The sequence below is a fragment of the Blastococcus haudaquaticus genome, from assembly GCF_900230285.1.
Classification (GTDB): Bacteria; Actinomycetota; Actinomycetes; order Mycobacteriales; family Geodermatophilaceae; genus Blastococcus_B; species Blastococcus_B haudaquaticus.
This window is the reverse complement of the sequence record NZ_OCNK01000002.1, coordinates 588,720-615,182: the sequence shown is the minus strand read 5'-3', so window position 1 is coordinate 615,182 and position 26,463 is coordinate 588,720. Positions and strand designations below refer to the sequence as shown.

Here is a 26,463-nt window from a genome sequence, read left to right as displayed (position 1 = left end):
GAAGGGAGCCCGCCGTGGAACCGGCACTCATCGCACTGATCGTCATCGCCCTGCTGGTGATCGTCGTGATCGCCAAGAGCGTGACCATCGTGCCCCAGGCCCAGGCCAAGGTCGTCGAGCGGCTGGGCCGGTACAGCCGGACCCTCTCGCCGGGCCTGTCGATCCTGGTGCCGTTCATCGACCGCGTCCGGGCGACCATCGACCTGCGCGAGCAGGTCATCTCGTTCCCGCCCCAGCCGGTCATCACCTCCGACAACCTGCAGGTCGGCATCGACACGGTCGTCTACTTCCAGGTGACCGACCCGCGGCTGGCCGTGTACGGCATCGCCAACTACATCACCGGCATGGAGCAGCTGACGACGACGACGCTGCGCAACGTCGTCGGTGGGCTGAACCTCGAGGGCGCGCTGACCGGCCGCGACGGCATCAACAGCCAGCTGCGGACGGTCCTCGACGGGACGACCGGCCCCTGGGGTCTGCGGGTCGCGCGGGTGGAGATCAAGGCGATCGACCCGCCGGCGTCCATCCGCGACTCGATGGAGAAGCAGATGCGCGCCGACCGCGACAAGCGCGCCATCATCCTCACCGCCGAAGGTGCCCGTCAGTCGGCCATCACCACCGCCGAGGGCCAGAAGGCGGCCTCGATCCTCTCGGCCGAGGGCAAGAAGCAGGCGGCGATCCTGGAGGCGGAGGCCGAACGGCAGAGCCGGATCCTGCGCGCCGAGGGTGAGCGCGCAGCCCTGTTCCTGCAGGCGCAGGGCCAGGCGAAGTCCATCGAGACGGTCTTCCAGGCCATCCACGACGGCAAGCCCGACCAGGGTCTGCTGGCCTACCAGTACCTGCAGACGTTGCCGCAGATCGCGCAGGGTGACGCGAACAAGATGTGGATCGTCCCCAGCGAGTTCAGCAAGGCGCTGGAGGGGCTGGCCAACCTCGGCGGCGCCGAGGGCGGCAAGTCGTGGATGGACGTCGCTCCGTCCAACGGCGCGTCCGGCCCCAAGGACGGCGGCCTTGACACCACCAGCTGGTTCGAGTCGCAGCTGCCGCCGGCCGCCGAGCAGCCCGAGGCGAAGATCGAGCTGTCGAGCATCAACGACACCGCGCCCGCCATGCCCACGCCGGTGGTGCCCTCGCCACCGCCGCTGAGCCAGGTCACCGAGGAGGCCCGCAGCCTCGGCTCCGGGAGCGAGCCCGACGACAACGGGGTCCCGCCGGCGCGCGGCTGACACCGCGTCACGACGAGAGGCCGCCCTCCTTCCGTGGAAGGGGGACGGCCTCTCGTCGCGTCCGGCGTCTAGTCCTTGAGCAGGCCCTCGCGGAGCTTGGCGAGGGTCTGGCTCAGCAGCCGGGAGACGTGCATCTGCGAGATGCCGATGTCGGCCGCGATCTGCGACTGCGTCATGTTGCCGAAGAACCGCAGGATCAGGATCCGGCGCTCGCGGGCCGGGATGGTGGCCAGCAGCGGCTGCAGCGACTCGCGGTACTCCACGCCCTCGAGTGCGGCGTCCTCCTCGCCGAGCGTCGCCGCCAGCGTGGGGGAGTCGTCCTCACCCGACAGCCGCTCGTCGAGGGAGCTGCTCCGGTAGGCGTTGGCGACGGCGAGGCCCTCGAGGACCTCCGCGCGCGGGATGCCGAGGTGCTCGGCCAGCTCCGACGGCGTCGGTGCGCGGCCGTTCTTCTGCGCCAGCTCGCCGACGGCGGCGTTGAGCGAGAGGTGCAGCTCCTGCAAGCGGCGCGGCACCCGCACCGACCAGCCCTGGTCGCGGAAGTGCCGCTTGATCTCACCGGTGATGGTGGGGACGGCGAAGGACAGGAACTCGACGCCGCGGGTGGGGTCGAAGCGGTCGATCGCCGCGATCAGGCCGAGCGTGCCGACCTGCAGCAGGTCGTCGAACGGCTCACCGCGGTTGCTGAAGCGCCGCGCGAAGTGCCGCACCAGCGGAAGGTGCTCCTCGACGAGGATCTCGCGCAGCCGCTCACGCCGGGGGTCCTCCTTCTCCAGCGTCGCCAGCTCGGCGAACAGCGGAGCGGTCCGCTCCGCCCGGCGTCGGTTGTCCGACATGGGTGGGGCGTCGGGCGTGACGTCGGGCGTGGCGTCGGGCAGGACGCCGGGCAGGGCTCCGGCAAGGGCGCCGGGCAGGGCCTCAGGGGCCGGCGCCTCCTCCGCCTCGACGCGCGGGTCGGGCACCGTCTCGGGGTCGGGCGGCTGGGGAGCAGTGATGTCGTCCTCCGCGGGAGCGGGTGCGGTGGGAGCCGAAGCCTGCGACCGCTGGTCGGGCACCGGTACCTCCACGACGGGGTTCTCGTCGGTCGAGGGCGACCTGGTCACTGGGGGACCGGGACGTTCAGTCCTGCTCCGCTGCCCACCTCGGTCGGGTGCTGGCCGGGCAGGTACTTGTCCATGGCGATGAGGCCGACGGGTGTGGGGCTGCCGTCCCCGCCGGGGACGACGTCCTGGGTGGAGCGGCGGCCGTCGACGCTGTCGACGAGCGTGGCGAGGATGGCCCAGCCGAAGCCGTCGCGCGGGACCTCGGCGCCGTCGGCGGTGGGCACCCACGCCTCGATGTGCAGCCCGGCGCGGGTGGTCTCGAAGATCACCGTCAGCGGGGCGTCGGGGAGCCCGATCACGCTGAGCGTCGCGCACGCCTCGTCGACGGCGAGCCGGAGGTCCTCGACCGCGTCCAGGTCGTAGTCCATCCGGATCGCGAGGTCACCGGCCATCGCTCGCACCGCGGGCAGCTGGGTCGCCGTGGTGGGCACCCGCAGCTCCAGCCGCTCGCCGCGTCGCCCGCCCTGCGCGAGGGCACCCCTCGAGTCGACCATCCGTCGTCCGCTCCTTCGCTCGCGGCGCGCCGTCCATCGGGGCGCCACGGTTCATCCTGCCGCGTCCGGACGGTGCCTGCGGGCCCCGGTGCGGACGTGCTGGGCTGTGGCCAACCTCAGCGCGTTACCCGGGCGCGACCGCCGTGCAAACGTGGTCGTGGCCACGTCCCCACGGCAGGCGGTACAGCGGTTGCCGGGCTCTTCGCGCTGGTATTGGCTGGCGCGAGATGACTTCCAGCTCCGGCAGCCCGCCACCCCTCCCCGGGTCCGACGGGGACGAGGGGATCGCCGCGCTGGTCGCGGCCATGGAGACGGCGCCCGCGGCGATCTACGTCCTGAGCGCTGCGTCGGCCGTCCCGGTCTGGGCCAATGCCCGGGCCCGTGGGCTGGGCGCCGGCGTCGAGCAGCTGCCGGAGGTCGACGGGCGGCCGGTCGCGGAGATCGTCGACGCCGCCCTGCACTCCGGTCTGCCCTCGACCGTCCGCGGACGCCTCGGACCCGCCGGGCCGCAGGCGACGGCGATGGTGCGGCCACTGCGCGTCCAGGACGGACCCGGCGTCCTGCTGGTCCTGGAGTCCGACGACGCGGCGACCGACATGTCGGTGTGGCCGAAGGCGCCGGCCGACGGGGTGTCCCAGGCGCAGCTCGCCCTGTTGCCGCCGTCGCTGCCGCTGCTCCCCGACCTGCACCTCTCGGGCAGCTACCACCGCGCCTCGACCGTCGAGGCGGCCGGTGGCGACTGGTACGACACCGTCTCCCTCGGGGCGGGACGCGTCGCACTGGTCGTCGGTGACGCCGTCGGCCACGGCGTGCCCGCCGCGAGCGCCATGAGCCGCTTGCGGGGGGCGATGCGCTCCTCGGCCCTGCGCGACCCGTCGCCGTCCGCCGTCCTCGCCGCGCTGGATGCCTTCGCCGCCCAGATGGAGGACGTCGAGGGTGCGTCGGTGTTCTACGGCGTGCTCGACGCCAGCACCGGCGACCTCACCTACTCCGCTGCCGGACACCCGCCACCCCTGATCGTCGGCCCGGACGGGAAGGCGGCCTTCCTGCCGGTCCCGCCCCGGCCGCCGCTGGGGAGCGTGCCGGGCGCGCAGACGACGGTCTCCCGGCACGTCCTCGAGCTGGGCGCCACGCTCGTGCTCTTCTCCAACGGGGCCGTCGCCGGCGCCGGCAACGAGGCCGCGCAGGCGCTGGACCGGCTGGCGCAGACCTCCTCGTCGGTGGTCACCGCGGCCGGCGCGCTGGAGGCCGACGGCCCCGACGAACTCGCCACGGCGATCGCCGAGGGGGTCGGGGCGCCGTCGGGCTGGCTGGACGACGTCGCCGTGCTCGTCGCCCACCGGCGCAAGGACTCCCTGGAACCCCTGCAGCTCGACCTGCTCGCCGATCCCGCCGCGCTGCCCGGTGTACGTCGGCGGCTCAACGGTTGGCTCACCGCGCTGGGGATGGGGGAGCAGGACCGGGTGGGGGTGATGGTGGCGGTCGGCGAGGCGTGCGCGAACGCTGCCGAGCACGCCTACCGCGGGTCCGAGCCCGGGCCCATGTCGGTCAGCGCCCGGGTGGACGTCGACGGGGTCCTGACCGTCACCGTGCGCGACGAGGGCACCTGGCGCCCGCCCAACCGCGACCCGGGCGACCGCGGGCGCGGCCTGCTGATCATGCGCCAGCTCGTGGACGGGGTGGTCCTCGAGGAGCAGGAGAAGGGCACCACGGTCACCCTCACCCTCCGACTGCGCCGGAGCCCCGACGCGGCCGACCACGACCGCCCGTCGGCCTCCAACGCCGCGACCGTGACGGTCGACCGCGAGGGGCCCCGCCCCGTCGTGCGGGTCGCCGGCGCGGTCGACGACTTCGGGGCCGAGCAGATGCGCATCCGGCTCCTGGAGGCCAGCCACGGGGGTACCGGCCGGGTCGAGCTGGACCTGGTCGGGGTGTCGCTGTTCAGCAGCGCTGCCGTCCGGGTCGTCCTCGCCGTGGCCCGGATCGGGCGCGACGAGGGATGGCGGCTCGTGGTGCACGCACCGGAGGGCGGGATCACCCGGCACATCCTGGAGATCAGCGGCCTCGGGGGCCTGGTGGATCTCCGCTAACCTCCGGAGACGGTCACCCCGCGCGGGGGACAGCCCCCTTGTACTCCGTTTGGGGAACCGTTCCGGTGCGCATCCTCCGGTCGTGAGACTTCGGCGCAGCGACGTGAACGGTCCCGGATACCGGCGTCGCAGGGTCGGACGTGGCTTCGCCTACTACGACCTCGACGGCGCTCTGGTGCGCGACGACCGGCTCGACCGGATCCGCGGCCTGGCGATCCCGCCCGCCTGGAAGGACGTCTGGATCTGCCCGTGGCCCAACGGTCACATCCAGGCCACCGGGGTCGACGCCGCCGGGCGACGGCAGTACCGCTACCACGACGAGTGGCGGACGCGGCGGGACGCGGAGAAGCACGAGCGGGTCCTGGAGATCGCGCGCGAGCTCCCCGACGTCCGGGACGCCGTGCTGGCCGGGCTGCGGACGCGCGGGCTGAACCGCGACCGCGTCCTCGCCACCGCCATCCGGATGCTCGACCTCGGCGCCTTCCGGGTGGGCAGCGAGCAGTACGAGGAGGAGAACGGCACCTACGGCCTGGCGACGCTCAAGCGGTCGCACGTGTCGGTGCGCGGCGAGCGGACGTTCTACTCCTACACGGCCAAGGGCTCGATCGAGCGGGAGGTCGAGATCACCGACCGGCCGACGGCCACCGTCGTCCGGCAGCTGCTGGAGCGGCCGGCGGACGCCGGTGAGGACCTGCTCGCCTACCAGACCGACGACGGCGAGTGGCGGGACGTCACCAGCGGCGAGATCAACGCCTACCTGAAGGAGATCAGCGGCGCGGAGATCACCGCCAAGGACTTCCGGACCTGGACGGCGACGGTGCTCATGGCCGCGGCCCTGGCCGAGGCGCCGGCTCCGAAGACCAAGACCGCCCGCAAGAAGGTGATCAGCGCCGCGTACAAGCACGTCAGCGAGCAGTTGGGCAACACGCCGGCGGTGTGCAAGGCCAGCTACGTCGATCCGCGGGTGGTCGACAAGTTCGAGCACGGGGAGACCGTGCGGGAGCAGGTCCTGGAGCGGGCCGAGGAGGCCGAGTCCGACCGCGACACCCAGAAGCTGCTCGAGCAGGCGGTCTGCCAGCTGCTCTCGGCCTAGGACGACCGAAGGCCCCGCCGGACATCCGGCGGGGCCTCAGGACGTGATGGAACGGCCACCCTTCAGGGGCCCGCGCCGAGCGTGCGAGGCGTGGGGGGAAGGGTGGTCCTTCGTCAGCGCGCGGTGCTGTCGGCGATCGTGAAGAGGTCGATCAGGCCGGTCACCTCGAGCGGACGGGTGACGGCGCGCGTGGTGGCGATGAGCCGCAGGGCGACCTCGCGGGCCCGGGAGGACTTCTGCGTCTCGACGAGGACGGCCAGGCCGGCCGAGCCGAGGAACTGGACACCGGAGAGGTCGATGACGAGCTCACGCGGCTGCTGCTCGAGCTGGCTGTCCAGGGTGGAACGGAGGACGGGGGCGGTGAAGGTGTCCACCTCGCCGACGACCGTCACCGTCACCACGCCGTCCTCGCTGGCAGAGGTGGAGAGCGTGATCACGTCGTCGAAGGGTGCCTCGGTGCCCTCGGTCGACACGTCGGGCTGCCCCTCGGCGGGCAGGTCGGAAGTGGTCACGGACAGTGGCTCCTCTCGGCGGCGTTTCCCCGCGGTGGTGACCGCCGGGACAATCTACCGCTGGACGGTCCGGGGGCTCGTCGTCCCCGGTCCCGCAGTGGTCAACATGTCAGGTACCGGCGATCTTCCACGCGGCACCGTGCGGCTGCCTGCTGAACCGCGGATTACAACGTAGACACCCCGTGCCGGACGCGCCAACCCCGCCCCCCGGGCGGGCCTGGGGAGCGGGGTCGGGGCAGCGTCGGGCGCGCGGGGGAGGGCGTCAGCCGTCGATGACGTGCATGGCGCCCTCCTCGGGCCCCTCACCGCCGACGGAGGCGTCGGAGGTGGCCTCCACGTCGTCGGCCGTGCGGTTGGTGCCCGAGTCGCTCACCGGCGACGTGGAGGTGTCCTGCTCCAGCTGGCCGACGGCCCGGTCGGGGTCCTCGGCGGGCCGGACGTCCAGGGCGTCGTCAGGCAGCTCGCGGTCGAGCCGGCCGCTGAGCGACTCGCCCTCCGCCTGCTCGGAGGCGGTGGTGCCGAAGTCGACCGAGGCGTTGGCGCGCTCGCCGGGCATCGGCTCGAACTGCGGGTCCTCGGCACGCTCCTGGGTGGGCGAGTCGTCCTGCGAGACCTCGGGGATGCCGTCGTCCTCGGGGAAGACGTCGCGGGCGGTCTGGCCCTCGGGCTGCGTCATGCCTGTGCCTCCTTGGTGGGGGTGGTCCGCACCGGGTCGAGAGCGACCGGCCGGACGGGGAGCCGGTCGGCGACCGGCGTCTGCCCGGCCCCTACCCGCCGCCCGGGCGGGCATGCGCGGGTGTGCGCCGGTCCACCCGCCCGGTCCGGCATGGGGGGGCGACGACGGGGGTAGCGCCGCTGCATGGCCATTGCAGACGAGATCCAGCGGATCGGGGCCCCGGTCCGCCGGTGGGCCCGCACCCAGAAGCGGGAGTACACCAACGGCGAGGAGCGTCCGCTCGCCGGGGACCTCGGTGCCATGGGCGTCTACCTCGGGCTGGTCTCGGCGGCGGCCGCGGCGGTGCGTGCCTCGGGACGGGAGCTGCCGGAGCGCATCCCCCCGGGCGACGCCGCGCTCCTGACCGTGGCCACCTTCCGGCTGGCCCGGCGGATCGCGAAGGACCCGGTGACCGCGCCGATCCGCGCGCCGTTCGTGCGCTTCGAGGGACCGTCCGGGCACGCGGAGGTCGCCGAGGAGGTACGTGAGCACGGCGGCGTGAAGCACGCCGTGGGGGAACTGGTCACCTGCCCGTTCTGCCTCGCGCAGTGGGTGGGCACGGCTTTCGTCTTCGGCTACATCAGCGCCCCGCGTGCCACCCGGATGGCCGCGCTCACCATGACGATGATCGCCGGGTCCGACGTCCTGCAGTTCGTCTACGACGCCATCCAGAACGGCGGTCTGGCTCCGCAGACCGAGGGTGTCGACCCGGAGGACTGACCCGCGCCCACCCGTCGTGTCCGTGGGTTCCCCCACCGGATGTCCTCCGGATGGGGGAGGCCGCGCGTCCGCCGACCTGCCGTGGCTGCGTCGCCCGCCCTATCCTGGCGATCTTGACCCGTATCCCGGGTCCTCAGAGGGGTGGCTCCGGGCCGCCCCGAACGGGTAAGGGGCGTGCATGCGATCGATCTGGCGCGGGGCCGTGTCGTTCGGCCTCGTCAGCATCGGCGTGAAGCTGTACTCGGCGACCGAGGACAAGGACATCCGGTTCCACCAGGTCCACGCGACCGACGGTGGCCGGGTGAAGTACAAGCGCGTCTGCTCGATCGACGGCGAGGAGGTCGAGTACAGCGACATCGCCAAGGGCTACGAGCTGCCCGACGGTCAGGTCGTCATCCTCACCGACGAGGACTTCGACGACCTCCCGCTGAGCACCCGCCGCGAGATCGAGGTCCTGCAGTTCGTCGACCAGGACGAGATCGACCCGATCATGTTCGAGAAGACGTACTACCTGGAGCCCGACGGACCCGCCGCCCGCCCCTACGTCCTGCTCCGCGACGCGTTGGAGAACGCCGGGCAGGTGGCCATCACCAAGATCGCCATCCGGCAGCGCGAGTCCCTGGCCGCGCTGCGCGTCCGGGACGGCGTGCTGGTGCTGCACACGATGCGCTGGCCCGACGAGATCCGGCGCCCGGACTTCGGGTTCCTCGACGAGGACATCAGCGTCCGGCCGCAGGAGCTGAAGATGGCCGAGGCGCTCATCGGCTCCATGACCGGCGACTTCGATCCCGGTGAGTTCACCGACGACTACCGCGAGGCCATGACCGCGCTGCTCGAGGCCAAGCAGAGCGGCGGCGAGGTCCAGCAGGTGCCCGAGGTGGAGGACGCCGGCGGTTCGGTCGTCGACCTCATGAGCGCGCTGCGCAAGAGCGTCGAGCGGGCCCGGGGCGGGTCGGCGGACGACGCCGGTGACACGGCCGGTGACACGGCCGACGACGCGACCGACGACGCCTCGGAGGCCCCGGCCGCCAAGGCTCCGGCGAAGCGGGCACCGGCGAAGAAGGCTCCCGCGAAGAAGGCCCCGGTCAAGAAGACCGCCGCGGAGAAGCCGGCCGCCGCGGAGAAGCCGGCCGCGAAGAAGACCGCGGACAAGCCGCCGGCCAAGCGCGCCCGCCGCAGCGCCTGACGTGCCCCCGCGTCCGCGCGGGCGGCAGGCCGACCCGCTCGCCGAGTACCGCGCCAAGCGGGACCCGGCGCGCACGGCCGAGCCCGTGCCGGCCGCGGGGAGCCCGCTGCCCCGGGGCGACGACGACACGTTCGTCGTCCAGGAGCACCACACGCCCCGCGGTCGCACCGGCGAGCGGGTGCACTGGGACCTGCGGCTCGAGCGCGACGGCGTCCTGAAGAGCTGGGCCGTGCCCAAGGGGCCGCCCACCGAGCAGGGGCCCAGCCGGCTCGCCGTCCCGACGGAGGACCACCCGCTGGAGTACGCGTCGTTCAGCGGGACCATCGCCGCGGGGGAGTACGGCGGCGGGCACGTCACCATCTGGGACGCCGGCCGGTACGCCACCGAGAAGTGGGACGACCGGCACGTCATCGTCACGTTCGACGGCAGCCGCCTGGCCGGCCGGTACGCGATGTTCCCCGTCGGCGACGGCGCCTGGAACATCCGCAAGCTCGACGACACCCGGCCCACCGGGGCACCGCCGCCCGAGCCGGAGGTCCCCCTGCCGATGCTCGCCACCGCCGGTGAGCTCCCGCCGGAGGACGAGGACGACCGCTGGGGCTACGAGTTCAAGTGGGACGGCGTCCGGGCCGTGGCCGCGGTGCGCGGTGGCGTCCTCGGGCTCACCTCCCGGAAGGGCACCGACATCACCGTGCGGTACCCGGAGGTGGCGAAGCTGCCGGCGGCGCTCGCCGGCCACGACGCCGTCGTCGACGGCGAGATCGTCGCCATGGACGAGCAGGGCCGCCCGGACTTCGGGGCGCTGCAGAACCGGATGCACCGCACCGGCCCGGAGGTGCCGCGGCTGGCGGCCGCCAAGCCCGTCACCTTCCTCGTCTTCGACCTGCTGGCCTGGGACGGCGAGGACCTCACCGGCCGCCCCTACGCCGATCGGCGCCAGCGCCTCGAGGCCCTCGGCCTGAGCGGGCACCGATGGGTCGCCACGCCGTGGTTCCGCGGTGGCGGGCAGGGCGTGCACGCCGCGAGCCAGGAGAACGGGCTCGAGGGGGTCGTCGCGAAGCGGCTGGAGTCCCCCTACCGCCCGGGCCTGCGCAGCCCGGACTGGCGCAAGATCAAGAACGTCCGCACCCAGTCGGTGGTGGTCGGCGGGTGGCGCCCGGGGCAGGGACGGCGGGCCGGGGGAGTGGGGTCACTGCTGTTCGGCGTCCCCGACGACGAGGGCCGGCTCGTCTACGCCGGGCACGTGGGCACCGGCTTCACCGACCAGGACCTGCGGGACCTGGAGCGGATGTTCACCGGCCGGAGGACGTCGCCCTTCCACGGCACGCTGCCCCGGGACGTCACCCGCGACGCGCACTGGGTCGAGCCCGACCTCGTGGGCGAGGTGGCCTACGCGGTCTGGACGGCGGACGGCCGGCTGCGGCACCCGTCGTGGAAGGGCGTGCGCGACGACCTGGAGCCCGACGACGTCGTGATCGAGCCGTGAGCGGACAGCGGCGTGAGCATCGCAGTGAGCGCCAGCGAGCGAGGAGCGGAGCGTTGCGCGGGAGCGAACGGGTGACATCATGACTCCCAAGCAGCGGGTGGAGATCGCCGGCCGGACCTTGGCAGTCTCGAACCTCGAGAAGGTGCTGTTCCCCGAGGTGGGGGTCACCAAGGCACAGGTCATCGACTACTACGTCCGGATCGCGCCGGTGCTCCTCCCGCACCTGGCGGGACGCCCGGTGACGTTCACCCGCTGGCCGGACGGGGTGGACGGCCAGACGTTCTTCGAGAAGAACAGCGCCCGGCACGCCCCGGAATGGGTGCGGCGGGTGACGATCCCGAGCCCGGGCAGCTCGCGCGGCCGCGAGACCCTCGACATGGTGATCCTCGAGTCGACCGCGGACCTGGCCTGGGCGGCCAACCTCGCCGCGCTCGAGGTGCACGTCCCGCAGTGGCAGGTCGACGACGACGGGGAGCCGGCGCTGCCCGACCTGCTGGTGCTCGACCTGGATCCCGGCCCCGAGACGGGGCTCGTCGAGTGCTGCGTCGTCGCCGAGCGACTGGGCGAGCGGCTCGAGGCCGACGGCCTGGACCCGGTCGTGAAGACCTCGGGGTCCAAGGGGATGCAGGTGTACGCGCCGATCGAGACGCCGGCCGACCGGGAGCACCCGAGCCGGTACGCCAAGCAGCTGGCGCAGGAGCTGTCCGCCGAGACCCCGGACGACGTGGTCTGGCGGATGGAGAAGGTGCTGCGGCCGGGCAAGGTGCTCATCGACTGGAGCCAGAACAACCCCGCCAAGACCACGGTGGCCCCGTACTCGCTGCGCGCGCGGGCCGGGGCCACCGTCTCCACGCCGATCGGCTGGGACGAGGTGGATGCCGTCCGGGACGGCGCCGATCCGGCGACGCTGCGGTTCACCACCGACGACGTCCTGGCCCGGGTGGAGGAGTACGGCGACCTGTTCGACGTCGCCGGAGCGACCCGCGCACCGCTGCCCGAGGTCTGACTCCGACTGCGGGTGGACGTCGGGATCCGCCCTCGGTCCGACGACGTGGCGCGGCTGCCCCGGCAGGCTGGCGACGTGCTCACCACCGCCACCGCTCCCGCTACCGCCGTGCCCGCCCCGCCCGGCCCCCGCCCCGTGCCCCCGTGGGTCCTCGGGATCGTGGTCGTCGTCCTCGGCGCCGGGGTCGGGGCGCTCACCGAGTACCTCCAAGGCGCGCTCGACGACCCCTGGGCGATGTGGGCCAACTCGGTGGCGGCCTGGTGCGTGCCGGCGTTCGCGATCGGCGCGCTCGCGGTCCGGCTGCCGATCGCCGCGGCCGCCGGCATCGCCACCGAGCTGCTGCTGGTGACCGCCTACTACGTCACCCAGTCGGCGCAGGGCGTGCCGCACGCCACGTCGACGGCCATCGGCTGGGCGCTCGCGGCTGTGGTCGCGGGTGTCGTCTTCGGGGTGGCGGGCGCCTGGTGGCGTGGTCGTGAGCCGCGGCGGGCGGTGGGCGGAGCGGCACTGCTCGCCGGGGTGCTGGTGAGCGAAGGGCTGTTCCGGGCCGTCCACTTCCCGTGGCAGGGTGACTCCGGCGTGATCATGGCCGGGGTCGGGCTGGTCGTCGCCGCCGTCCTCGGCCGGTCCTGGGGGCAGCGGCTCGCGGTGGTCGGGCTGCTCGTGCTCGTCGTCCCGCTCGGTCTGCTCGGCATCGAGGGAGTGAACTGGCTGTTCGCCGCCTGGTGAGCCGCCCGCCCCTGCTGGCCGTCGTTCCCGCCGGGCCTGGAACGATTTCGGCATGTCCGTCGCCGCTCCTGCCGACCCCCGCAACACCGACGCTGGACGGCTCGTCGTCCGCTGCCCCGACCGCCCGGGCATCGTCGCCGTCCTGTCCCGGCTGCTCGCCGACGTCGGAGCGAACATCACCGACTCGCAGCAGCACTCCTCCGACCAGGTCGGTGGCACGTTCACGCTCCGGCTCGAGTTCGTGCTCGCGGACCTCGCCGCCCACCGGCAGCAGCTGGAGGGCGCGCTCAGCCTCCTGGCGCGCCAGTGGGGGATGACCTGGCGGCTCACGGAAGCGACCCATCGGCCGACGATCGCCGTCTTCGTCAGCAGGACCGACCACGCGCTCCAGGAGCTGATCTACCGCGTCCGGGCCGGCGACCTGCGCGCCGAGATCGCCTGCGTCGTGTCCAACCACCCCGACCTGGAGCCGGTCGCCCGTGCCGCGGGCATCCCGTTCCACCACGTGCCGGTGACGCCGGAGAGCAAGGCGGAGGCGGAGGCGCGGGCACTGGAGCTCGTGGGGGGAGTGGACCTCGTCGTCCTCGCCCGCTACATGCAGGTCGTCTCGGCCGACTTCTGCAGCCGCTTCCCGGAGCGCCTGATCAACATCCACCACAGCTTCCTGCCGGCGTTCGTCGGTGCGAACCCCTACCAGGCCGCCCACGACCGCGGCGTCAAGCTGATCGGCGCGACCGCGCACTACGTGACGCCGGAGCTCGACGCCGGGCCGATCATCGAGCAGGAGGTGGCGCGGGTGGACCACCGCGCGACCGTGGAGGACATGCGCCGGGTGGGCCGCTACGTCGAGCGGCAGGTGCTCGCGCAGGCGGTGACCTGGCACGTGGAGGACCGCGTCATCGTCGAGGGGCCGCGCACCATCGTCTTCGCGTAGACCTCCGGCCCCGTGGAGGGGGTAGAGGGTCCTTATCTTGACTCGTTCAAGAAAACAGGGTTGAGTAGGGCGTGATGGAGACGACGTGGGCGCACCAGCTCCGGGAGGTCGGGCTGCGGGTCACCCGCCCCCGGCTCTCGGTGCTCGACGTCCTCGCCGGCCACCCCCACGCCGACGCGGACACCATCGTCACCGGTGCCCGGGCGCAGCACCCCACGCTGTCGCCGCAGACGGTCTACGGGGTGCTCGACGCCCTCGTCTCCGCAGGACTCGCCCGCCGGATCGAGCCCGCCGGCGCACCCGCGCTCTTCGAGCTGCGGGTGGGCGACAACCATCACCACCTGGTCTGCCGCTCGTGCGGCGCCGTCGCCGATGTCGACTGCGCCGTCGGGGCAGCTCCATGTCTGAGCCCATCGGATGCGGCAGGTTTCGTCGTCGACGAGGCCGAGGTCGTGTTCTGGGGGTTGTGCCGCGACTGTCAGGTATCGGCAGGAGCACAGGCGCCAGCACAGTCAGTGCAGATCCATGAGCACGGAATCCGAGGAGGAGCACGCGCATGACCGACGTCGCATCACAGGGCCCGGCCCCGAGCGAGGCCGACCGCGCCATCCTGACCAACCGTCAGGGGCACCCGGTCTACGACAACCAGAACCAGCGGACCGTGGGCGCCCGCGGCCCGGCGACCCTGGAGAACTACCAGTTCCTCGAGAAGATCAGCCACTTCGACCGGGAGCGCATCCCGGAGCGCGTCGTCCACGCCCGTGGCTTCGTCGCCTACGGCGAGTTCGAGGCGACCGGGAAGTGGGGCGACGAGCCGATCGAGCGCTACACCCGCGCCAAGCTCTTCAACACCCCCGGCAAGAAGACCGACCTGGCGATCCGCTTCTCCAGCGTCATCGGCGGCCGCGACTCCTCCGAGGCCGCTCGTGACCCCCGCGGATTCGCGGTGAAGTTCTACACCGAGGACGGCAACTGGGACATCGTCGGCAACAACCTCGCGGTCTTCTTCATCCGCGACGCCATCAAGTTCCCCGACGTGATCCACGCCCTCAAGCCCGACCCGGTCACCTTCCGCCAGGAGCCGGCCCGGATCTTCGACTTCATGTCGCAGACCCCCGAGGCGATGCACATGCTGGTGAACCTGTTCTCCCCGCGCGGCATCCCGTCGGACTACCGGCACATGCAGGGCTTCGGCGTGAACACCTACAAGTGGGTCAACGCCCAGGGCGAGACGAAGCTGGTCAAGTACCACTGGCTGCCGAAGCAGGGCGTCAAGAGCCTCACCGACGCCGACGCCGCGGTGATCCAGGGCCAGGACCTCGGCCACGCCTCGAAGGACCTCTACGAGGCCATCGAGCGCGGCGACTACCCGCAGTGGGACCTCTACGTCCAGCTGATGGAGGACGGCGAGCACCCCGAGCTCGACTTCGACCCGCTGGACGACACCAAGGTGTGGCCGGAGAACGACTTCGAGCCCAAGCTCGTCGGGACGATGACGCTGAACCGCAACATCACCGACCACCACAACGAGAACGAGCAGAGCGCGTTCGGCACGGGCGTGCTGGTCGACGGGATGGACTTCTCCGACGACAAGATGCTGATCGGCCGCACGTTCTCCTACTCCGACACCCAGCGCTACCGGGTGGGGCCGAACTACCTGCAGCTGCCGATCAACTCGGCGAAGAACGCGAAGGTGCACACCAACCAGCGCGGCGGGCAGATGTCGTTCGGCGTGGACCTCGGGCCGGGGCAGAACCCGCACGTGAACTACGAGCCGTCGATCACCGGCGGTCTGCGTGAGGCCGAGTACCCGACCCACGACGAGCAGGGCCCGGTCATCACCGGCCGGCTCACCCGCAAGCGGATCCCGCTGACCAACGACTACCTCCAGGCCGGGCAGCGCTACCAGCTGCTCGAGCAGTGGGAGAAGGACGACCTGGTCGGCAACTTCGTCAAGCTCATCGGCGAGGCGGTCCCCGAGGTGCAGCAGCGGATGGTGTGGCACTTCTTCATGTGCGACGACGAGCTCGGCGCCCGCGTCGGCGAGGGCCTGGGCATCAGCGCGGACGACGTCCGTGGCCTGGAGCCCCTGCAGTCGCAGACCCTCAGCGAGGAGGAGCTGGCCCGTGCGGCCAACCTCGGCAAGAACGGTCCGCGCGACGTCACCGGCCTGACGATGACGCACACGGTGCCGAACGAGCGGGTCGTCCTCGCGAAGTGAGGAACTGAGCAACAGCACGGCCGGCGGGCCGCGACCGGGATCGTCCGGTCGCGGCCCGTCGTCGTTCCCGCCCGGTGGGGGCCGAGTGGGCTCGCGGGAGGCGACGTCCTACGGTTCCCGGGCAACCCGACCGCCGACCCAGGGGGACGACGTGAGCTCGACATCCACTCCCGCCGGTGGCACCACCGCCCGCGCCGCCGGCTGGGTGGCCCCGCTGTGCTGGATCGCCGTCCTGCTGGACGGCTTCGACCTCGTGGTCGTCGGCACCGTCGTGCCGACGCTCCAGGAGCCGGAGGAGTGGGCGCTCACCGGTACCGGGACGACGTTCGTCATCACGATCGGGCTGGTCGGCATGATGATCGGCGCGCTGACCATCGGGACGCTCACCGACGTCGTGGGGCGCCGCAAGGCGCTCATCGGCGCGGTGACCGCCTTCTCGGTGTTCACCCTCGCCTGCGCCTTCGCCCCGAACGAGGTGGTGTTCGGCGTCCTGCGGTTCCTCGCGGGGCTGGGCCTGGGCGGGTGCCTGCCCACCGCCATCGCGATGGTCAACGAGTTCTCCCGCTCCGGCCGCAGCGGCCGGGCGACGACGACGATCATGACCGGGTACCACGTCGGAGCGGTCACCACCGCGGCCCTGGCGATCGTGGTGATCCCGAACATCGGCTGGGAGTGGATGTTCGTCATCGGCTCCCTGCCGGCCCTGGTGCTGGTCCCGCTCATGCTGCGGTACCTGCCGGAGTCGGCGTCCTACCTCGTGGCGCACGGTCGGCGGACGGAGGCCGAGGAGGTGGCCCGCCGGTACGGGCTCGAGCTCGAGTCGCCGGCCGCCCCGGTCGCCGAGCAGGCGGGCGAGGGTGCCGCCGCGACGGTGCGGACGCTGTTCACCCCCGCGTTCGTGCGCAACACGGTGGTCATCGGCGTGACCTCGTTCATGGGCCTGCTGCTGGTGTACGGGTTGAACAACTGGCTGCCGACGATCATGCGCGAGGCCGAGTACGACCTCGGGGACTCGCTGGCCTTCCTCCTCGTGCTCAACGTCGGCGCGATCGTCGGCCTGCTGGTCGCCGGCACGGTCGCCGACCGGATGGGTGCGCGCGCGGCCGGCGTCATCTGGTTCGGCGCCGCGGCGGTCTTCCTCGCACTGCTGTCGATCAGGCTGCCCGTCGCCGGCATCTACGCGATGGTGTTCCTGACCGGCTGCTTCGTGTTCAGCGCGCAGGTGCTGGTCTACGCCTTCGTGAGCGCGAACAACCCGCCGCAGGTGCGGGCCACGGCGCTCGGCTGGTCGGCCGGCGCCGGACGGGTCGGTGCGATCGTCGGTCCGACGATCACCGGCGCCCTGTTCGCGGCCGGCAACGCCTTTCCGGGCGGCTTCTACCTCTTCGCCGTCGTCGGGGTGCTCGGGGCGGTCGCCTTCAGCGTCGCCCGCCGACGCGACCACGTCACCGCCTGACGCAGGTGGGTGCGCTCAGTCCTGGGGTCCGCGGCGGTCCTGGTCGGCCAGGAAGCGCTCGAACTCCGCGCCGATCTCCTCGGCGCTGGGCACCTCGCCCCCCGAGAGCAGGTCGACACCCTCGCGGGCCGCCGCGAAGGAGTCGTACTGCTGCTCGAGGGCGGCGACCACGGCGGTGTTGTCCGTGGAGCGGGAGATCTGCTCGTCGATCTCGGTGCGGTTGGCCTCGGCGGCCTCGCGCAGGCTCTCGGTCGGCAGGCGCAGCCCGGTGAGCTGCTCGAGGTGCTCGACCAGCGTGAGCGAGGCGGCGGGATAGGTGGCCTGCGCCAGGTAGTGCGGGACGTGGGCGGCCACGCCGAGCGCATCCACCCCCGCCTCGCCGAGCCGCAGCTCCAGCAGGGCCGAGACGCTGCCCGGGATCCGCATCTCGCCCCAGTAGACGGGATAGCTGTCGATCAGCTGGCGGCGCGTCGCGTGGGCGGTGACGGTCACCGGCCGGGTGTGGGGGACCGGCATCGGGATGGCCTGGAGCGCGACCACGGAGGTGACGCCGAGCCGCTCGACGAGGCCCCGCACGGCGGCCACGAACCGCTCCCACGCGTAGTCGGGCTCGGCGCCGTGCAGGAGGAGGAACGGGGTACCGGCGTCGTCCTCGACGGCGTGCAGGGCGATCTCCGGCGCGGCGAAGGCCTCGTAGCGGTCGCTGTTGAAGCTCATCCGAGGGCGGCGGGCGCGGTAGTCGACGAGGCTGTCGGCGTCGAACCGGGCGATGACCTCGCTCGGCAGGCTGGCCAGCAGGTGCGCGCCGGCCAGGGTCCCGGCGGAGGCGGCATCGAAGTCGCCGGCGAGATCGTGCACCAGCACCAGCCCGGCACGCTCCGCGGGCGTGCCCACGGCCGCCTCGCGGGCGAGGAACTGTTCGGCCTCGGGGAGCAGCTCGACGAGCTCCTCCGGTCGCTGGGCCACGGTCGGACCTCCTGGTGTGGTTCGCGGCCGGCGGCCGCTGCTGCACCGTTCAGCCGTGCACGGCGTCGCGGCATTCCCGCCGCGGGTCCATGGTCCCCGAGGGGGTGGGTCAGTCGCGCTGGTCGGCCGCGGCCGGGGCCACCTTCTCGTGCTGCACCGCGGTGCCGGAGTCGTCGCCCACCACTGTCGCCCGGGTTCCGTCGTCGGCGATCTCTGGTGACTTGTCGTCCAGCTCGTCGCGGGCGTACCGGTACATCACCGCGATCAGGGCGGCGATCGGCACGGCGAGGAAGGCGCCGATGATGCCCGCCAGGCTGCTGCCGGCGGTGACGGCGAGGATGACCACGGCGGCGTGCAGGTTGAAGCCGCGGCCCTGGATGATCGGCTGCAGGACGTTGCCCTCGATCTGCTGCACGAGCAGCACGATGCCGAAGATGATGAGCGCGACGGTGAAGCCCTCGTCGACCAGCGCGATCAGGACGGCGAAGGCACCCGCCACGAAGGCGCCGATGATCGGGATGAACGCGCCGAAGAACGTGAGCACGGCCAGCGGGAGCACCAGCGGGACGTCGAAGATCCAGAGCCCGAGGCCGATGAAGAACGCGTCGATGAAGCCGACCAGTGCCTGCTGGCGGATGAACTCCGAGAGCGTGGACCAGGTCTTGTACGACAGCGCCGCGACGTGGCGGGCGGCCTTGGGGCCGGTCTGCGCCGAGAGCCACGGCACCCAGCGCGGGCCGTCCTTGAGGAAGAAGAAGACCAGGACGAGCGCCAGCACCAGGTTGATCAGGCTGTTGCCGACGGCGGAGACCCCGGTGAGGGCGTAGCCGGCGATGTTCTGCGCATTGCCCTGGATGGAGTCGATCGTGGAGTCGACGGCGTCGTCGATCTGCCCCTCACGCAGGTTGAACGGCGGTCCGCTGAGCCATTCCTGCACGTCCTGCAGGCCTTCCGTGGCCTGGTCGGCGAGCTCGGTGACCTGGTCGGCGACCGACGGCGCGATCGCGGCGATGATGCCGACGAATGCGGCGATGAACGCGAGCAGGACCGTCGCCGCCGCCAGCGCCGGGGGCCAGCGGTGGTTGCGCAGGAAGCGGGTGAGGGGCCAGAGCACCGTGGCGATGAGGAGGCCCAGCACGATCGGCAGCAGGATGGACCACAGCCGCCCGAGCACGTAGAAGAGGACGACGACGGCCGCGGCGACGAGCAGGAACTGCGCCGACGCGATGGCCAGGGCGCGGGCGGCTGCCTGCATCTTGGGCCCACGGCCGTGCGGCGGGGCGGGGGCCTTGGTGACGGCTGCCTCCGTCGTGTCGGCCACGTCCTGCCGGCTGCCCACCTGCTGGGTGCCCGCGTCCTGCTCGGGGGCGGGACGGCCGGGGAGTCGGAGCCTCATGGGCCAAGTGCAGCACAGATGGCGTCCGTGGACCGGCCGGAAACGATCACTGTGAGGAAGTCGTAGCGTCGCGGTCATGCCGAAGACCGCGACCGCCGACCGGGTCGACCGCGACGCCCTGCTGGAGTTCCTCCGCCCGCGCCACCAGGCGGTGCTCCTCACCCGACGGCGGGACGGTGGCGCGCAGATGTCACCGGTGTCCTGCGGGGTGGACGCCGAGGGCCGCATCGTCGTCTCCACGTACCCGCAGCGCGCGAAGGTGGCCAACGTCCGCCGGGATCCGGCCGTCTCGATGTGCGTGCTGTCCCCGGACTGGAACGGCGCCTGGGTCCAGGTCGACGGCCGGGCGGAGGTGCTCGACCTGCCGGAGGCCCTGGAGCCGTTGGTGGAGTACTACCGGTCGATCAGCGGGGAGCACCCCGACTGGGACGAGTACCGGGCGGCGATGACGCGCCAGGGAAAGTCGTTGGTCCGTGTCACGATCACCACGTGGGGACCCATCGCGACCGGAGGCTTTCCGCCCGAGGTCATCGACAAGCTCTGAAGCTTGCATCTCCTCAGGAAAGCTGTCAGGCTTGCGCGGTGCCGTACGTGCTGACCGTGGACCAGAAGGGCAGCCGGCGCAGCCCTGACCGGGTCGCCGGTGTCCTGCCGGGGCTGAACGACGTCGTGCCGACCGTGCTGGCCTTCGAGCGCACGGCCGGCGACGAGTTCCAGGGGGTGCTCGCCGAGCCCGACGACGTCGTCGACGTGGTGCTCCGGCTCGTCCGGTCCGGCGGCTGGAGCATCGGGGTCGGAGCGGGACAGGTGCAGACACCGCTGCCCTCCAGCACCCGCGCGGGCGCGGGGCCGGCCTTCCTCAGCGCGCGCCGCGCGGTCGACGCGGCGAAGCAGCGGTCGTCCCGGCTGGCGGTCCGCGGTGCCGTGTCCGCCGACGCCGGTGACGCCCAGGCGGTCCTCAGTGCCCTCGCGGTCGTCGTCGACCGGCGCAGCGAGCAGGCGTGGGAGGCCATCGCCCTGGTGGACGACGGCCACACCCAGGCCGAGGCCGCCGCGGTGCTCGGCATCTCCCGCCAGGCGGTGGGGCAGCGGCTGGCCGCCGGGCTCTGGGACCTGGAGCGGGAACTCCGCCCGACGGCGTCGCGGCTCCTGACCCGGGCGGCGGGGTGAACCGGGCGTGACCGTCGCCGTCCTGGTCCTGCTCGCCCTGGTCGCCGCGGGCGGCCTGGTCCTCACCGCGCGGGGGGAGCGGGTCCGCCCACCCTGGGCCGCCGTACTGCTCACCGGTCTGCTCGGGGCCGCCGCCGTCGTCGCCTGGGCCGCCGACGACGCCGCCGACGGGTTGGTCCACGGCTCCGCCGTCGCCGCCGTCCTGGCCGCTGTCCTGGGTGGCGGGCCGGTCGCGACCGCCGTCCTCCGAGCAGCCGATCCCGCGGCCGTCGGCGTGGCCGGCGGTCCGCAGGACCCGGCGATCCTCCGCGGGGGTGCCTGGATCGGCGCCCTGGAACGGGCGGCGATCGCCGGTGCGCTGCTGGTCGGCTCGCCGGAGGCGCTCGCCATCATCATCGCCGTGAAGGGCCTCGGCCGCTTCGCCGAACTGCGGGCTCCCGCGGCGGCCGAGCGGTTCATCGTCGGCACCCTCGCCAGCGGGCTCTGGGCGGCGGCCTGCGTCGGGGTGGCGATGCTGCTGCGGGGCTGAGTCGGTCGCCACGCCGAGCACGGTGATCACCAGGCAGGGAGAATGGCCGGGAGTTCCCCGTCATCTCTGGAGGCCCCGTGTCCGACTCGCCAGCAGCTGGTGCCGTGCGCAATCCCGACCTGCTCGGCATCTACTGCAACGACCACCTGGCCGCGGCCACCGGAGGCATCGAGTTGGTCAGCCGGATGATCGGCGTGCACCGGGGCACCCCCTACGAGGCGCGCCTCGAGCAGCTGCTCGACGAGCTGCGGGAGGAGCGGGCCGGCATCCGGTCGTCGATGGCCGCGCTCGGGCTGCCGGTCACGCAGTACAAGCAGGTCGCCTCCTGGCTCGGGGAGAAGCTCTCCCGGGTGAAGCTCAACGGCCACCTGCTGTCGCGGTCGCCGCTGAGCGACCTGGTCGAGTTCGAGTTCATCTCCACGGCGGTGCTCGCCAAGCGGGCCGGCTTCGAGACGCTGCGCGAGGTGGCCGCGGTGGACGGCCGGCTGGACGCCGACCTGCTCGACCGCCTCATCGCGCAGGCGGACAAGCAGCACGACTGGCTCGCCGACGTCCGCCGCGAGGTGGCCGCGAGGGTTATCGGCGGCGACCCGGGGCCCGCGGACGCGGCCGCCGACAGCTGACCCGGCATGTGCCACGACCACGACAGCCGACCGCCCGCACCGCCCCGGAGCGGCGACGTCGCCGAGCGCGGCGTCCTGACGCTCACCGCTGCTGACGGCACCGAGTTCTCCGCCGCGTACGCCGCACCTGCCGTGCCCTCCGGCACGGGGATCGTCCTGCTGCCGGACGTGCGCGGCCTGCACCCCTTCTACGTGGCGCTGGCCGACCAGTTCGCCCAGGCCGGTCTGCCCGCCGTCGCCATCGACTGGTTCGGGCGCACCGCCGGCGTGCCCGACGGCGGGGTGCGGGGTGCCGACTTCGAGTACCGGCCGCACGTCGAGGCAGCCACTGCCGAGGGGATGGACGCCGACATCGCGGCGGCGATCGACTACCTGCGCGAGCGGGCCGGCGTCGACCTGCCGGTCGTGACCGTCGGCTTCTGCCTCGGCGGCAGCCTGTCCTGGCGCCAGTCGGGCGGCGAGCTGGACGTCGCCGGCTGCGTGGGCTTCTACGGGAGGCCGTCCGTGGTCGGGGACGCCGCGGGCCGCGCGCGCCGGCCGACCGTGATGCTGATCGCCGGCGCGGACGCGGCCACCCCGGTGGCCGACCAGCTCGCGCTGGCCGACACGATGCGCGCGGCCGGCGCGGAGGTCGACGCGGTCGTCTACGACGGCGCGCCGCACTCCTTCTTCGACCGGGCGTACGGCGAGTGGACCGAGGCATGCCAGGACGCGTGGCGGCACATCCTGGCCCTGACCGACCGCGTGGCACGCCGCTGAACGGCAGCAGGACGGCACTCCCGGGCCACCTCGACCCTCCCGCTGCCGCCTCCTCCTAGGGTGGTGCCATGACCAGCGAGCCGATCGATCCGGGCGTCGTCGAACTGGCCGCCCGCGTGTTCGACCTGGCCCGCGGCGGCGCCACCGAGGATCTCGTCGGCTACCTCGACGCCGGCGTCCCGGTGAACCTGACCAACGACAAGGGCGACACCCTGCTGATCCTGGCGGCCTACCACGGCCACGCCGGCACGGTCGGCGCCCTGCTCGACCGGGGCGCGGACCACTCGCGGGCGAACGACCGCGGACAGACCGCGCTCGCGGCCGCGGTGTTCCGGCAGTCCACCGAGACCGTGACCCGGCTGCTGGCGGCCGGCGCCGATCCCGACGCGGGCGGCCCCAGCGCGCGGGCGACCGCGGCGTTCTTCGACCTCCCGGCGATGGTGGACCTGCTCGACGGCCGGTAGGGCGGTGCCCGGCATGGCGGCACGGTGGACGGGTACGACGCGGCAGCGACCGGGGAGGGGACAGGCATGACGGTGCGACCGGACGTGACCGGGCCCGGCCCCGCCACGCCGCTGCCCCCGACCGCTGTCGAGCCGGTGGCGGAGGACGGCGGGCGCGACCCGGTGCAGGAGGCCGAGCCGGCGGCTCCGGCCGAGCCGGCCGCGCCCGCCGTCGGCGCCGGCTCGACGGCCGTGGAACCGCAGGCCGCGCCGGCGGGCATCCCGCGCTGGTTGCTGGTCCTGGGCGGCCTCGCGGCGGCCACCGTCGCGGTCGCGGGCCTGCGGGCCATCGCCTGGCTGGTCGCGCCGGTGTTCCTGGCGCTCGTCGTGGTCATCGCCGTGAGCCCCGTCCAGCGCTGGCTCCGCCGGATCGGGACGCCGAGCTGGTTGGCGACCACGGTCCTGCTGATCCTCGTCTGGGCGGTCCTGCTGTCCTTCGTGGCCCTGCTCGTGCTGTCGATCGCGCAGATGGCGGCCCTGCTGCCGGACTACGCCGGACGCGCCGAGATCCTGATCAACGACGTCGTGAACGACCTCAACGACGCCGGGATCGTCTCCGGACAGCTGTCGGACCTGGTGGAGCAGATCGACTACAGCCAGCTGGTCGGGGTCGCGACCGGGCTCCTGGCCGGGCTCACCGACGCGGCCAGCACTTTGGTCCTGCTGCTCACGGCGCTGATCTTCGTGGCCATCGAGTCCAGCGGGTTCGGCCGGCGGATGGCGCTGGTCGGCGCCGAGCGCCCCCACCTGCCGGTCGCGATGACCCTGTTCACCCAGGGCACCCGCAGCTACCTGCTGGTCAGCACGGTGTTCGGCGCGATCGTCGCGCTGGGGGACTGGGTCGCCCTGTCCATCATCGGCATCCCCGCCGCGGGCATCTGGGGCCTGCTGGCCTTCGTCACCAACTACGTCCCCAACATCGGCTTCCTCCTGGGCGTCGTCCCGCCCGCGCTGCTGGGCCTGCTGGCCGGCGGCTGGGGTGAGCTCATCGCCGTCGTCGTCGTCTACTCGCTGCTGAACTTCGTCATCCAGACGCTGATCCAGCCCCGGTTCGTCGGCGACTCGGTGGGCCTGTCGATGACGGTCACCTTCATCGCGCTGCTGTTCTGGAGCTGGGTGCTCGGCGCCCTCGGCGCCCTCCTGGCGATCCCGCTGACCTTGCTCGTGAAGGCGCTCCTGGTCGACGTCGACCCGCGCGGGCACTGGCTGGACGCGCTCCTCCGCGAGGAGCCGCGCGCGCCGCGCACCATGCGGGCCAAGCGCCGCATGCACGCCCGCCGGGCGGCGCTGGCCTCGGTCCGCCGGCTGCACCACCCCCGACGGGCACCGCAGCCCACCAGCGCCTCGCAGCCCACCGGCGCCCCACCGGAGTGAGCGACGGGCCCGAGCTGGTCGTCATGGTCGGTCTCCAGGGCTCGGGCAAGTCCACCTGGGTGCGGGACCACCTCGCCGACAGCCACGTGGTCGTGAGCAAGGACCACTGGCCGCGGGCGCGCCGTCGGGAGGCCCGGCAGCAGCGGGTCGTCGCCGAGCACCTCGCCGCCGGCCGCAGCGTGGTCGTGGACAACACGAACGCCGCGGTGGAGGACCGCGCGGCCCTGATCGCCGCGGCCCGGGCCGCCGGCGTGCCGGTGCGGGCCGTCTGGCTGGACACGCCGCCGGAGGTCAGCCTGGCCCGGAACGTGGACCGGGACGAGCGCTCCCGCGTCCCGCTGGTCGGGGTGCTCGCCACGCGGGCCCGGTTCGTGCCGCCGACCCGTGCGGAGGGTTTCGACCGGGTCGACGTGGCCCGGCCGGACCGTGTGACGGGCGCCTCGGGCCCCGGCCGTAACGTGTCGGGCGCAGCTCTCGGCCCGTCGCGCGGACCAACCGCGGACGGCCGCCGGCATCCGACGGAAAGGGAACATCCATGAGCGAGGCAAGCGCAGCGGCCCGGGTGGCCATCGTGACCGGAGCGGCCCGCGGCATCGGCGCCGCCACGGCCCTCCGGCTGGCCCAGGACGGCTTCGCCGTCGCCGTCCTCGACCTGGACGAAGCCTCCGCCAAGGGCACCGTCGAGGCGATCGAGGCCGCGGGTGGACGGGCGCTGGCCGTCGGCGCGGACGTGAGCGACTCCGCGCAGGTGGAGGCCGCCGTGGAGCGGATCGCCACCGAGCTGGGCGCGCCCACCGTGCTGGTGAACAACGCCGGCGTGCTGCGCGACAACATGCTGTTCAAGATGTCGGACTCCGACTGGGACATCGTCATGAACGTGCACCTGCGGGGCGCCTTCCTCATGACGCGCGCCGCGCAGAAGCACATGATCGACGCCAAGTGGGGCCGGATCGTGAACCTCTCCAGCACCTCGGCGCTGGGCAACCGCGGCCAGGCCAACTACTCGACGGCCAAGGCGGGTCTGCAGGGCTTCACCAAGACCCTGGCCATCGAGCTCGGCAAGTTCGGCGTCACCGCCAACGCCATCGCCCCGGGCTTCATCGAGACCGAGATGACCAAGGCGACGGCCGACCGCATGGGCATCCCGTTCGAGGACTTCATCAAGGGCGCGGCCTCCCAGATCCCGGTGGCCCGCACGGGCAAGCCCGAGGACATCGCCCACCTGGTGTCCTTCTTCGTCAGCGAGGGCGCCGGCTTCGTCTCCGGCCAGGTCGTCTACGCCGCCGGCGGCCCGAAGGCCTGACCGCTGCGCTCCCCAGGACGATCAGGTGACCTGATCGTTCTGGGGAGCCGGCGGAGGGCTCCGCGTCGTCCCGTCCCCGAGGAGGTCGGTGTGTCCGATGAGGTGCTGGTGGAGCGCCGCGGTGCGGTGCAGGTCATCACGATCAACCGGCCGCAGGCGCGCAACGCGCTGGACGCCGCCGTCGCCCGGGCCGTGGCCGATGCCGTCGACGAGCTGGACGCGACCGACGAGCTCCGCGCCGGCGTCCTGACCGGCGCGGCGGGCTTCTTCTCCGCCGGCATGGACCTCAAGGCGTTCCTGCGCGGGGAGACGCCGGCGATCGAGGGACGGGGACTGTGCGGCATCACCCGCACTCCGCCCCGCAAGCCGTTGATCGCCGCCGTCGAGGGCGGCGCACTCGCCGGTGGCTTCGAGCTGGTGCTCGCCTGCGACCTCGTCGTCGCCGGCCGGGGCGCACGGTTCGGCGTCCCGGAGGTCAAGCGGTCGCTGGTGGCCGCCGGTGGCGCGGCCCTGCTGCTGCCGCAGCGGGTGCCGCGCGCCCTCGCGCTGGAGCTGCTGCTGACCGGCGACCCCATGGACGCCGAGCGCGCGGCGGCCGCGGGACTGGTCAACCGGGTCGTCGACGACGGGACGGCGCTCGACGCCGCCGTCGCCCTGGCCGACGTCATCGCCGCCAACGGGCCGCTCGCGGTGGCGGCCACCAAGCAGGTCGTCCTGTCGGCTCCCTCCTGGGGGACCGAGGAGGCCTGGGACCGGCAGGACGAGATCGTGCGCCCGGTGTTCGGCTCGGAGGACGCCCGCGAGGGCTCGACCGCCTTCGCCGAGAAGCGCCCGCCGGTGTGGCGCGGCCGCTGACCCGGGGGGCCCGA

At 73.0% G+C, this 26,463-nt stretch carries 28 protein-coding genes; 22 read left to right on the top strand and 6 right to left on the bottom strand.

Annotation, left to right across the window (positions count from 1 at the left end):
* Window positions 1-14: 14 nt before the first annotated feature.
* The gene (locus CRP30_RS09575) at window positions 15-1,226 is read left to right on the top strand and encodes an SPFH domain-containing protein (protein ID WP_097183689.1); all 1,212 of its coding nucleotides are present in this window, start codon (window positions 15-17) and stop codon (window positions 1,224-1,226) included.
* A 68-nt stretch (window positions 1,227-1,294) separates the two neighbouring features.
* Here CRP30_RS09575 and CRP30_RS09570 read toward each other — a convergent pair whose 3' ends face one another.
* Both CRP30_RS09570 and CRP30_RS09565 read right to left on the bottom strand, forming a co-directional pair.
* Entirely contained in the window at window positions 1,295-2,329 is a 1,035-nt protein-coding gene (locus tag CRP30_RS09570) for an RNA polymerase sigma factor SigF (protein WP_235003293.1), read from the bottom strand.
* The gene (locus CRP30_RS09565; RefSeq protein WP_097183688.1) at window positions 2,326-2,823 is read right to left on the bottom strand and encodes an ATP-binding protein; all 498 of its coding nucleotides are present in this window, start codon (window positions 2,821-2,823) and stop codon (window positions 2,326-2,328) included. Before CRP30_RS09565 ends, CRP30_RS09570 begins: the two co-directional genes overlap by 4 nt.
* A gap of 227 nt (window positions 2,824-3,050) precedes the next feature.
* On the opposite strand from CRP30_RS09565, the gene CRP30_RS09560 reads away from it, so the two are divergent.
* Together CRP30_RS09560 and CRP30_RS09555 are read left to right on the top strand one after the other, a co-directional pair.
* Window positions 3,051-4,913 carry a SpoIIE family protein phosphatase gene (locus CRP30_RS09560; RefSeq protein WP_235003292.1) on the top strand — a complete coding sequence of 621 codons (1,863 nt, stop codon included), beginning with the start codon at window positions 3,051-3,053 and terminating at the stop codon, window positions 4,911-4,913.
* Between the two features lie 82 nt (window positions 4,914-4,995).
* Entirely contained in the window at window positions 4,996-6,006 is a 1,011-nt protein-coding gene (locus CRP30_RS09555; RefSeq protein ID WP_235003291.1) for a DNA topoisomerase IB, read from the top strand.
* Window positions 6,007-6,119: 113 nt separating this feature from the next.
* Here CRP30_RS09555 and CRP30_RS09550 read toward each other — a convergent pair whose 3' ends face one another.
* On the bottom strand, window positions 6,120-6,518 hold the full coding sequence (locus CRP30_RS09550; RefSeq protein ID WP_097183686.1) for an STAS domain-containing protein: 399 nt from the start codon (window positions 6,516-6,518) through the stop codon (window positions 6,120-6,122).
* Between the two features lie 262 nt (window positions 6,519-6,780).
* Entirely contained in the window at window positions 6,781-7,194 is a 414-nt protein-coding gene (locus CRP30_RS09545; protein WP_097183685.1) for a hypothetical protein, read from the bottom strand.
* A gap of 183 nt (window positions 7,195-7,377) precedes the next feature.
* Here CRP30_RS09545 and CRP30_RS09540 point away from each other — a divergent pair, with 183 nt between their 5' ends.
* The 9 genes from CRP30_RS09540 to CRP30_RS09500 all read left to right on the top strand — a co-directional run bounded on the left by CRP30_RS09540 (window position 7,378) and on the right by CRP30_RS09500 (window position 16,971).
* A complete protein-coding gene (locus tag CRP30_RS09540; RefSeq protein ID WP_097183684.1) occupies window positions 7,378-7,953 on the top strand; it encodes a DUF1360 domain-containing protein in 576 nt (191 codons plus the stop codon).
* 178 nt (window positions 7,954-8,131) lie between these two features.
* Window positions 8,132-9,139, top strand: coding sequence for a non-homologous end joining protein Ku (ku, locus tag CRP30_RS09535; protein WP_097183683.1), 1,008 nt, complete (start codon window positions 8,132-8,134; stop codon window positions 9,137-9,139).
* A 1-nt stretch (window position 9,140) separates the two neighbouring features.
* Complete coding sequence (gene ligD, locus CRP30_RS09530) at window positions 9,141-10,625, top strand: non-homologous end-joining DNA ligase (protein WP_097183682.1); 1,485 nt, start codon at window positions 9,141-9,143, stop codon at window positions 10,623-10,625.
* 79 nt (window positions 10,626-10,704) lie between these two features.
* A complete protein-coding gene (gene ligD, locus CRP30_RS09525) occupies window positions 10,705-11,631 on the top strand; it encodes a non-homologous end-joining DNA ligase (protein WP_097183681.1) in 927 nt (308 codons plus the stop codon).
* A gap of 75 nt (window positions 11,632-11,706) precedes the next feature.
* Window positions 11,707-12,360, top strand: a complete 654-nt coding sequence (locus tag CRP30_RS09520) for a DUF6518 family protein (protein WP_143278434.1) — start codon at window positions 11,707-11,709, stop codon at window positions 12,358-12,360.
* A 52-nt stretch (window positions 12,361-12,412) separates the two neighbouring features.
* Window positions 12,413-13,294 carry a formyltetrahydrofolate deformylase gene (purU, locus tag CRP30_RS09515; protein ID WP_097183679.1) on the top strand — a complete coding sequence of 294 codons (882 nt, stop codon included), beginning with the start codon at window positions 12,413-12,415 and terminating at the stop codon, window positions 13,292-13,294.
* A 74-nt stretch (window positions 13,295-13,368) separates the two neighbouring features.
* Window positions 13,369-13,854 carry a Fur family transcriptional regulator gene (locus CRP30_RS09510; RefSeq protein WP_097184102.1) on the top strand — a complete coding sequence of 162 codons (486 nt, stop codon included), beginning with the start codon at window positions 13,369-13,371 and terminating at the stop codon, window positions 13,852-13,854.
* The gene (locus CRP30_RS09505; protein WP_097183678.1) at window positions 13,851-15,515 is read left to right on the top strand and encodes a catalase; all 1,665 of its coding nucleotides are present in this window, start codon (window positions 13,851-13,853) and stop codon (window positions 15,513-15,515) included. The genes CRP30_RS09510 and CRP30_RS09505 overlap by 4 nt, the downstream gene beginning before the upstream one ends.
* A 151-nt stretch (window positions 15,516-15,666) precedes the next feature.
* Window positions 15,667-16,971 (top strand): MFS transporter, encoded by a 1,305-nt coding sequence (locus tag CRP30_RS09500; protein WP_097183677.1) that lies wholly within the window; start codon window positions 15,667-15,669, stop codon window positions 16,969-16,971.
* A 15-nt stretch (window positions 16,972-16,986) separates the two neighbouring features.
* Here CRP30_RS09500 and CRP30_RS09495 read toward each other — a convergent pair whose 3' ends face one another.
* Complete coding sequence (locus CRP30_RS09495; protein ID WP_097183676.1) at window positions 16,987-17,937, bottom strand: proteasome assembly chaperone family protein; 951 nt, start codon at window positions 17,935-17,937, stop codon at window positions 16,987-16,989.
* A gap of 109 nt (window positions 17,938-18,046) precedes the next feature.
* Complete coding sequence (locus tag CRP30_RS09490) at window positions 18,047-19,333, bottom strand: AI-2E family transporter (RefSeq protein ID WP_097183675.1); 1,287 nt, start codon at window positions 19,331-19,333, stop codon at window positions 18,047-18,049.
* A 76-nt stretch (window positions 19,334-19,409) separates the two neighbouring features.
* Here CRP30_RS09490 and CRP30_RS09485 point away from each other — a divergent pair, with 76 nt between their 5' ends.
* From CRP30_RS09485 to CRP30_RS09440, 10 genes are all read left to right on the top strand, one after another.
* Entirely contained in the window at window positions 19,410-19,877 is a 468-nt protein-coding gene (locus CRP30_RS09485; protein ID WP_097183674.1) for a PPOX class F420-dependent oxidoreductase, read from the top strand.
* Between the two features lie 38 nt (window positions 19,878-19,915).
* Entirely contained in the window at window positions 19,916-20,503 is a 588-nt protein-coding gene (locus CRP30_RS09480; protein WP_097183673.1) for a SatD family protein, read from the top strand.
* A gap of 7 nt (window positions 20,504-20,510) precedes the next feature.
* Window positions 20,511-21,032: a hypothetical protein gene (locus CRP30_RS09475; RefSeq protein ID WP_097183672.1), complete on the top strand. Its 522-nt coding sequence runs from the start codon at window positions 20,511-20,513 to the stop codon at window positions 21,030-21,032.
* A gap of 77 nt (window positions 21,033-21,109) precedes the next feature.
* A complete protein-coding gene (locus CRP30_RS09470) occupies window positions 21,110-21,655 on the top strand; it encodes a hypothetical protein (RefSeq protein WP_097183671.1) in 546 nt (181 codons plus the stop codon).
* A gap of 6 nt (window positions 21,656-21,661) precedes the next feature.
* Window positions 21,662-22,414 (top strand): dienelactone hydrolase family protein, encoded by a 753-nt coding sequence (locus CRP30_RS09465; protein ID WP_097183670.1) that lies wholly within the window; start codon window positions 21,662-21,664, stop codon window positions 22,412-22,414.
* 68 nt (window positions 22,415-22,482) lie between these two features.
* On the top strand, window positions 22,483-22,878 hold the full coding sequence (locus CRP30_RS09460) for an ankyrin repeat domain-containing protein (protein WP_097183669.1): 396 nt from the start codon (window positions 22,483-22,485) through the stop codon (window positions 22,876-22,878).
* A gap of 66 nt (window positions 22,879-22,944) precedes the next feature.
* Window positions 22,945-24,291 carry an AI-2E family transporter gene (locus CRP30_RS09455; protein ID WP_097183668.1) on the top strand — a complete coding sequence of 449 codons (1,347 nt, stop codon included), beginning with the start codon at window positions 22,945-22,947 and terminating at the stop codon, window positions 24,289-24,291.
* Window positions 24,288-24,830, top strand: coding sequence for an ATP-binding protein (locus CRP30_RS09450; protein ID WP_235003290.1), 543 nt, complete (start codon window positions 24,288-24,290; stop codon window positions 24,828-24,830). Before CRP30_RS09455 ends, CRP30_RS09450 begins: the two co-directional genes overlap by 4 nt.
* Complete coding sequence (gene fabG / locus CRP30_RS09445) at window positions 24,827-25,594, top strand: 3-oxoacyl-ACP reductase FabG (protein ID WP_097183667.1); 768 nt, start codon at window positions 24,827-24,829, stop codon at window positions 25,592-25,594. The genes CRP30_RS09450 and fabG overlap by 4 nt, the downstream gene beginning before the upstream one ends.
* 90 nt (window positions 25,595-25,684) lie before the next feature.
* Complete coding sequence (locus CRP30_RS09440) at window positions 25,685-26,449, top strand: crotonase/enoyl-CoA hydratase family protein (RefSeq protein ID WP_097183666.1); 765 nt, start codon at window positions 25,685-25,687, stop codon at window positions 26,447-26,449.
* Window positions 26,450-26,463 lie beyond the last annotated feature (14 nt).

Coding starts and splice junctions, on each gene's coding strand:
- CRP30_RS09565 (WP_097183688.1), bottom strand. CDS start 2,823: ATGGTCGACTCGAGGGGTGCCCTCGCGCAGGGCGGGCGACGCGGCGAG.
- CRP30_RS09560 (WP_235003292.1), top strand. CDS start 3,051: ATGACTTCCAGCTCCGGCAGCCCGCCACCCCTCCCCGGGTCCGACGGG.
- CRP30_RS09545 (WP_097183685.1), bottom strand. CDS start 7,194: ATGACGCAGCCCGAGGGCCAGACCGCCCGCGACGTCTTCCCCGAGGAC.
- CRP30_RS09540 (WP_097183684.1), top strand. CDS start 7,378: ATGGCCATTGCAGACGAGATCCAGCGGATCGGGGCCCCGGTCCGCCGG.
- ku (WP_097183683.1), top strand. CDS start 8,132: ATGCGATCGATCTGGCGCGGGGCCGTGTCGTTCGGCCTCGTCAGCATC.
- ligD (WP_097183681.1), top strand. CDS start 10,705: ATGACTCCCAAGCAGCGGGTGGAGATCGCCGGCCGGACCTTGGCAGTC.
- purU (WP_097183679.1), top strand. CDS start 12,413: ATGTCCGTCGCCGCTCCTGCCGACCCCCGCAACACCGACGCTGGACGG.
- CRP30_RS09510 (WP_097184102.1), top strand. CDS start 13,369: ATGGAGACGACGTGGGCGCACCAGCTCCGGGAGGTCGGGCTGCGGGTC.
- CRP30_RS09505 (WP_097183678.1), top strand. CDS start 13,851: ATGACCGACGTCGCATCACAGGGCCCGGCCCCGAGCGAGGCCGACCGC.
- CRP30_RS09490 (WP_097183675.1), bottom strand. CDS start 19,333: ATGAGGCTCCGACTCCCCGGCCGTCCCGCCCCCGAGCAGGACGCGGGC.
- CRP30_RS09485 (WP_097183674.1), top strand. CDS start 19,410: ATGCCGAAGACCGCGACCGCCGACCGGGTCGACCGCGACGCCCTGCTG.
- CRP30_RS09465 (WP_097183670.1), top strand. CDS start 21,662: ATGTGCCACGACCACGACAGCCGACCGCCCGCACCGCCCCGGAGCGGC.
- CRP30_RS09460 (WP_097183669.1), top strand. CDS start 22,483: ATGACCAGCGAGCCGATCGATCCGGGCGTCGTCGAACTGGCCGCCCGC.
- CRP30_RS09455 (WP_097183668.1), top strand. CDS start 22,945: ATGACGGTGCGACCGGACGTGACCGGGCCCGGCCCCGCCACGCCGCTG.
- fabG (WP_097183667.1), top strand. CDS start 24,827: ATGAGCGAGGCAAGCGCAGCGGCCCGGGTGGCCATCGTGACCGGAGCG.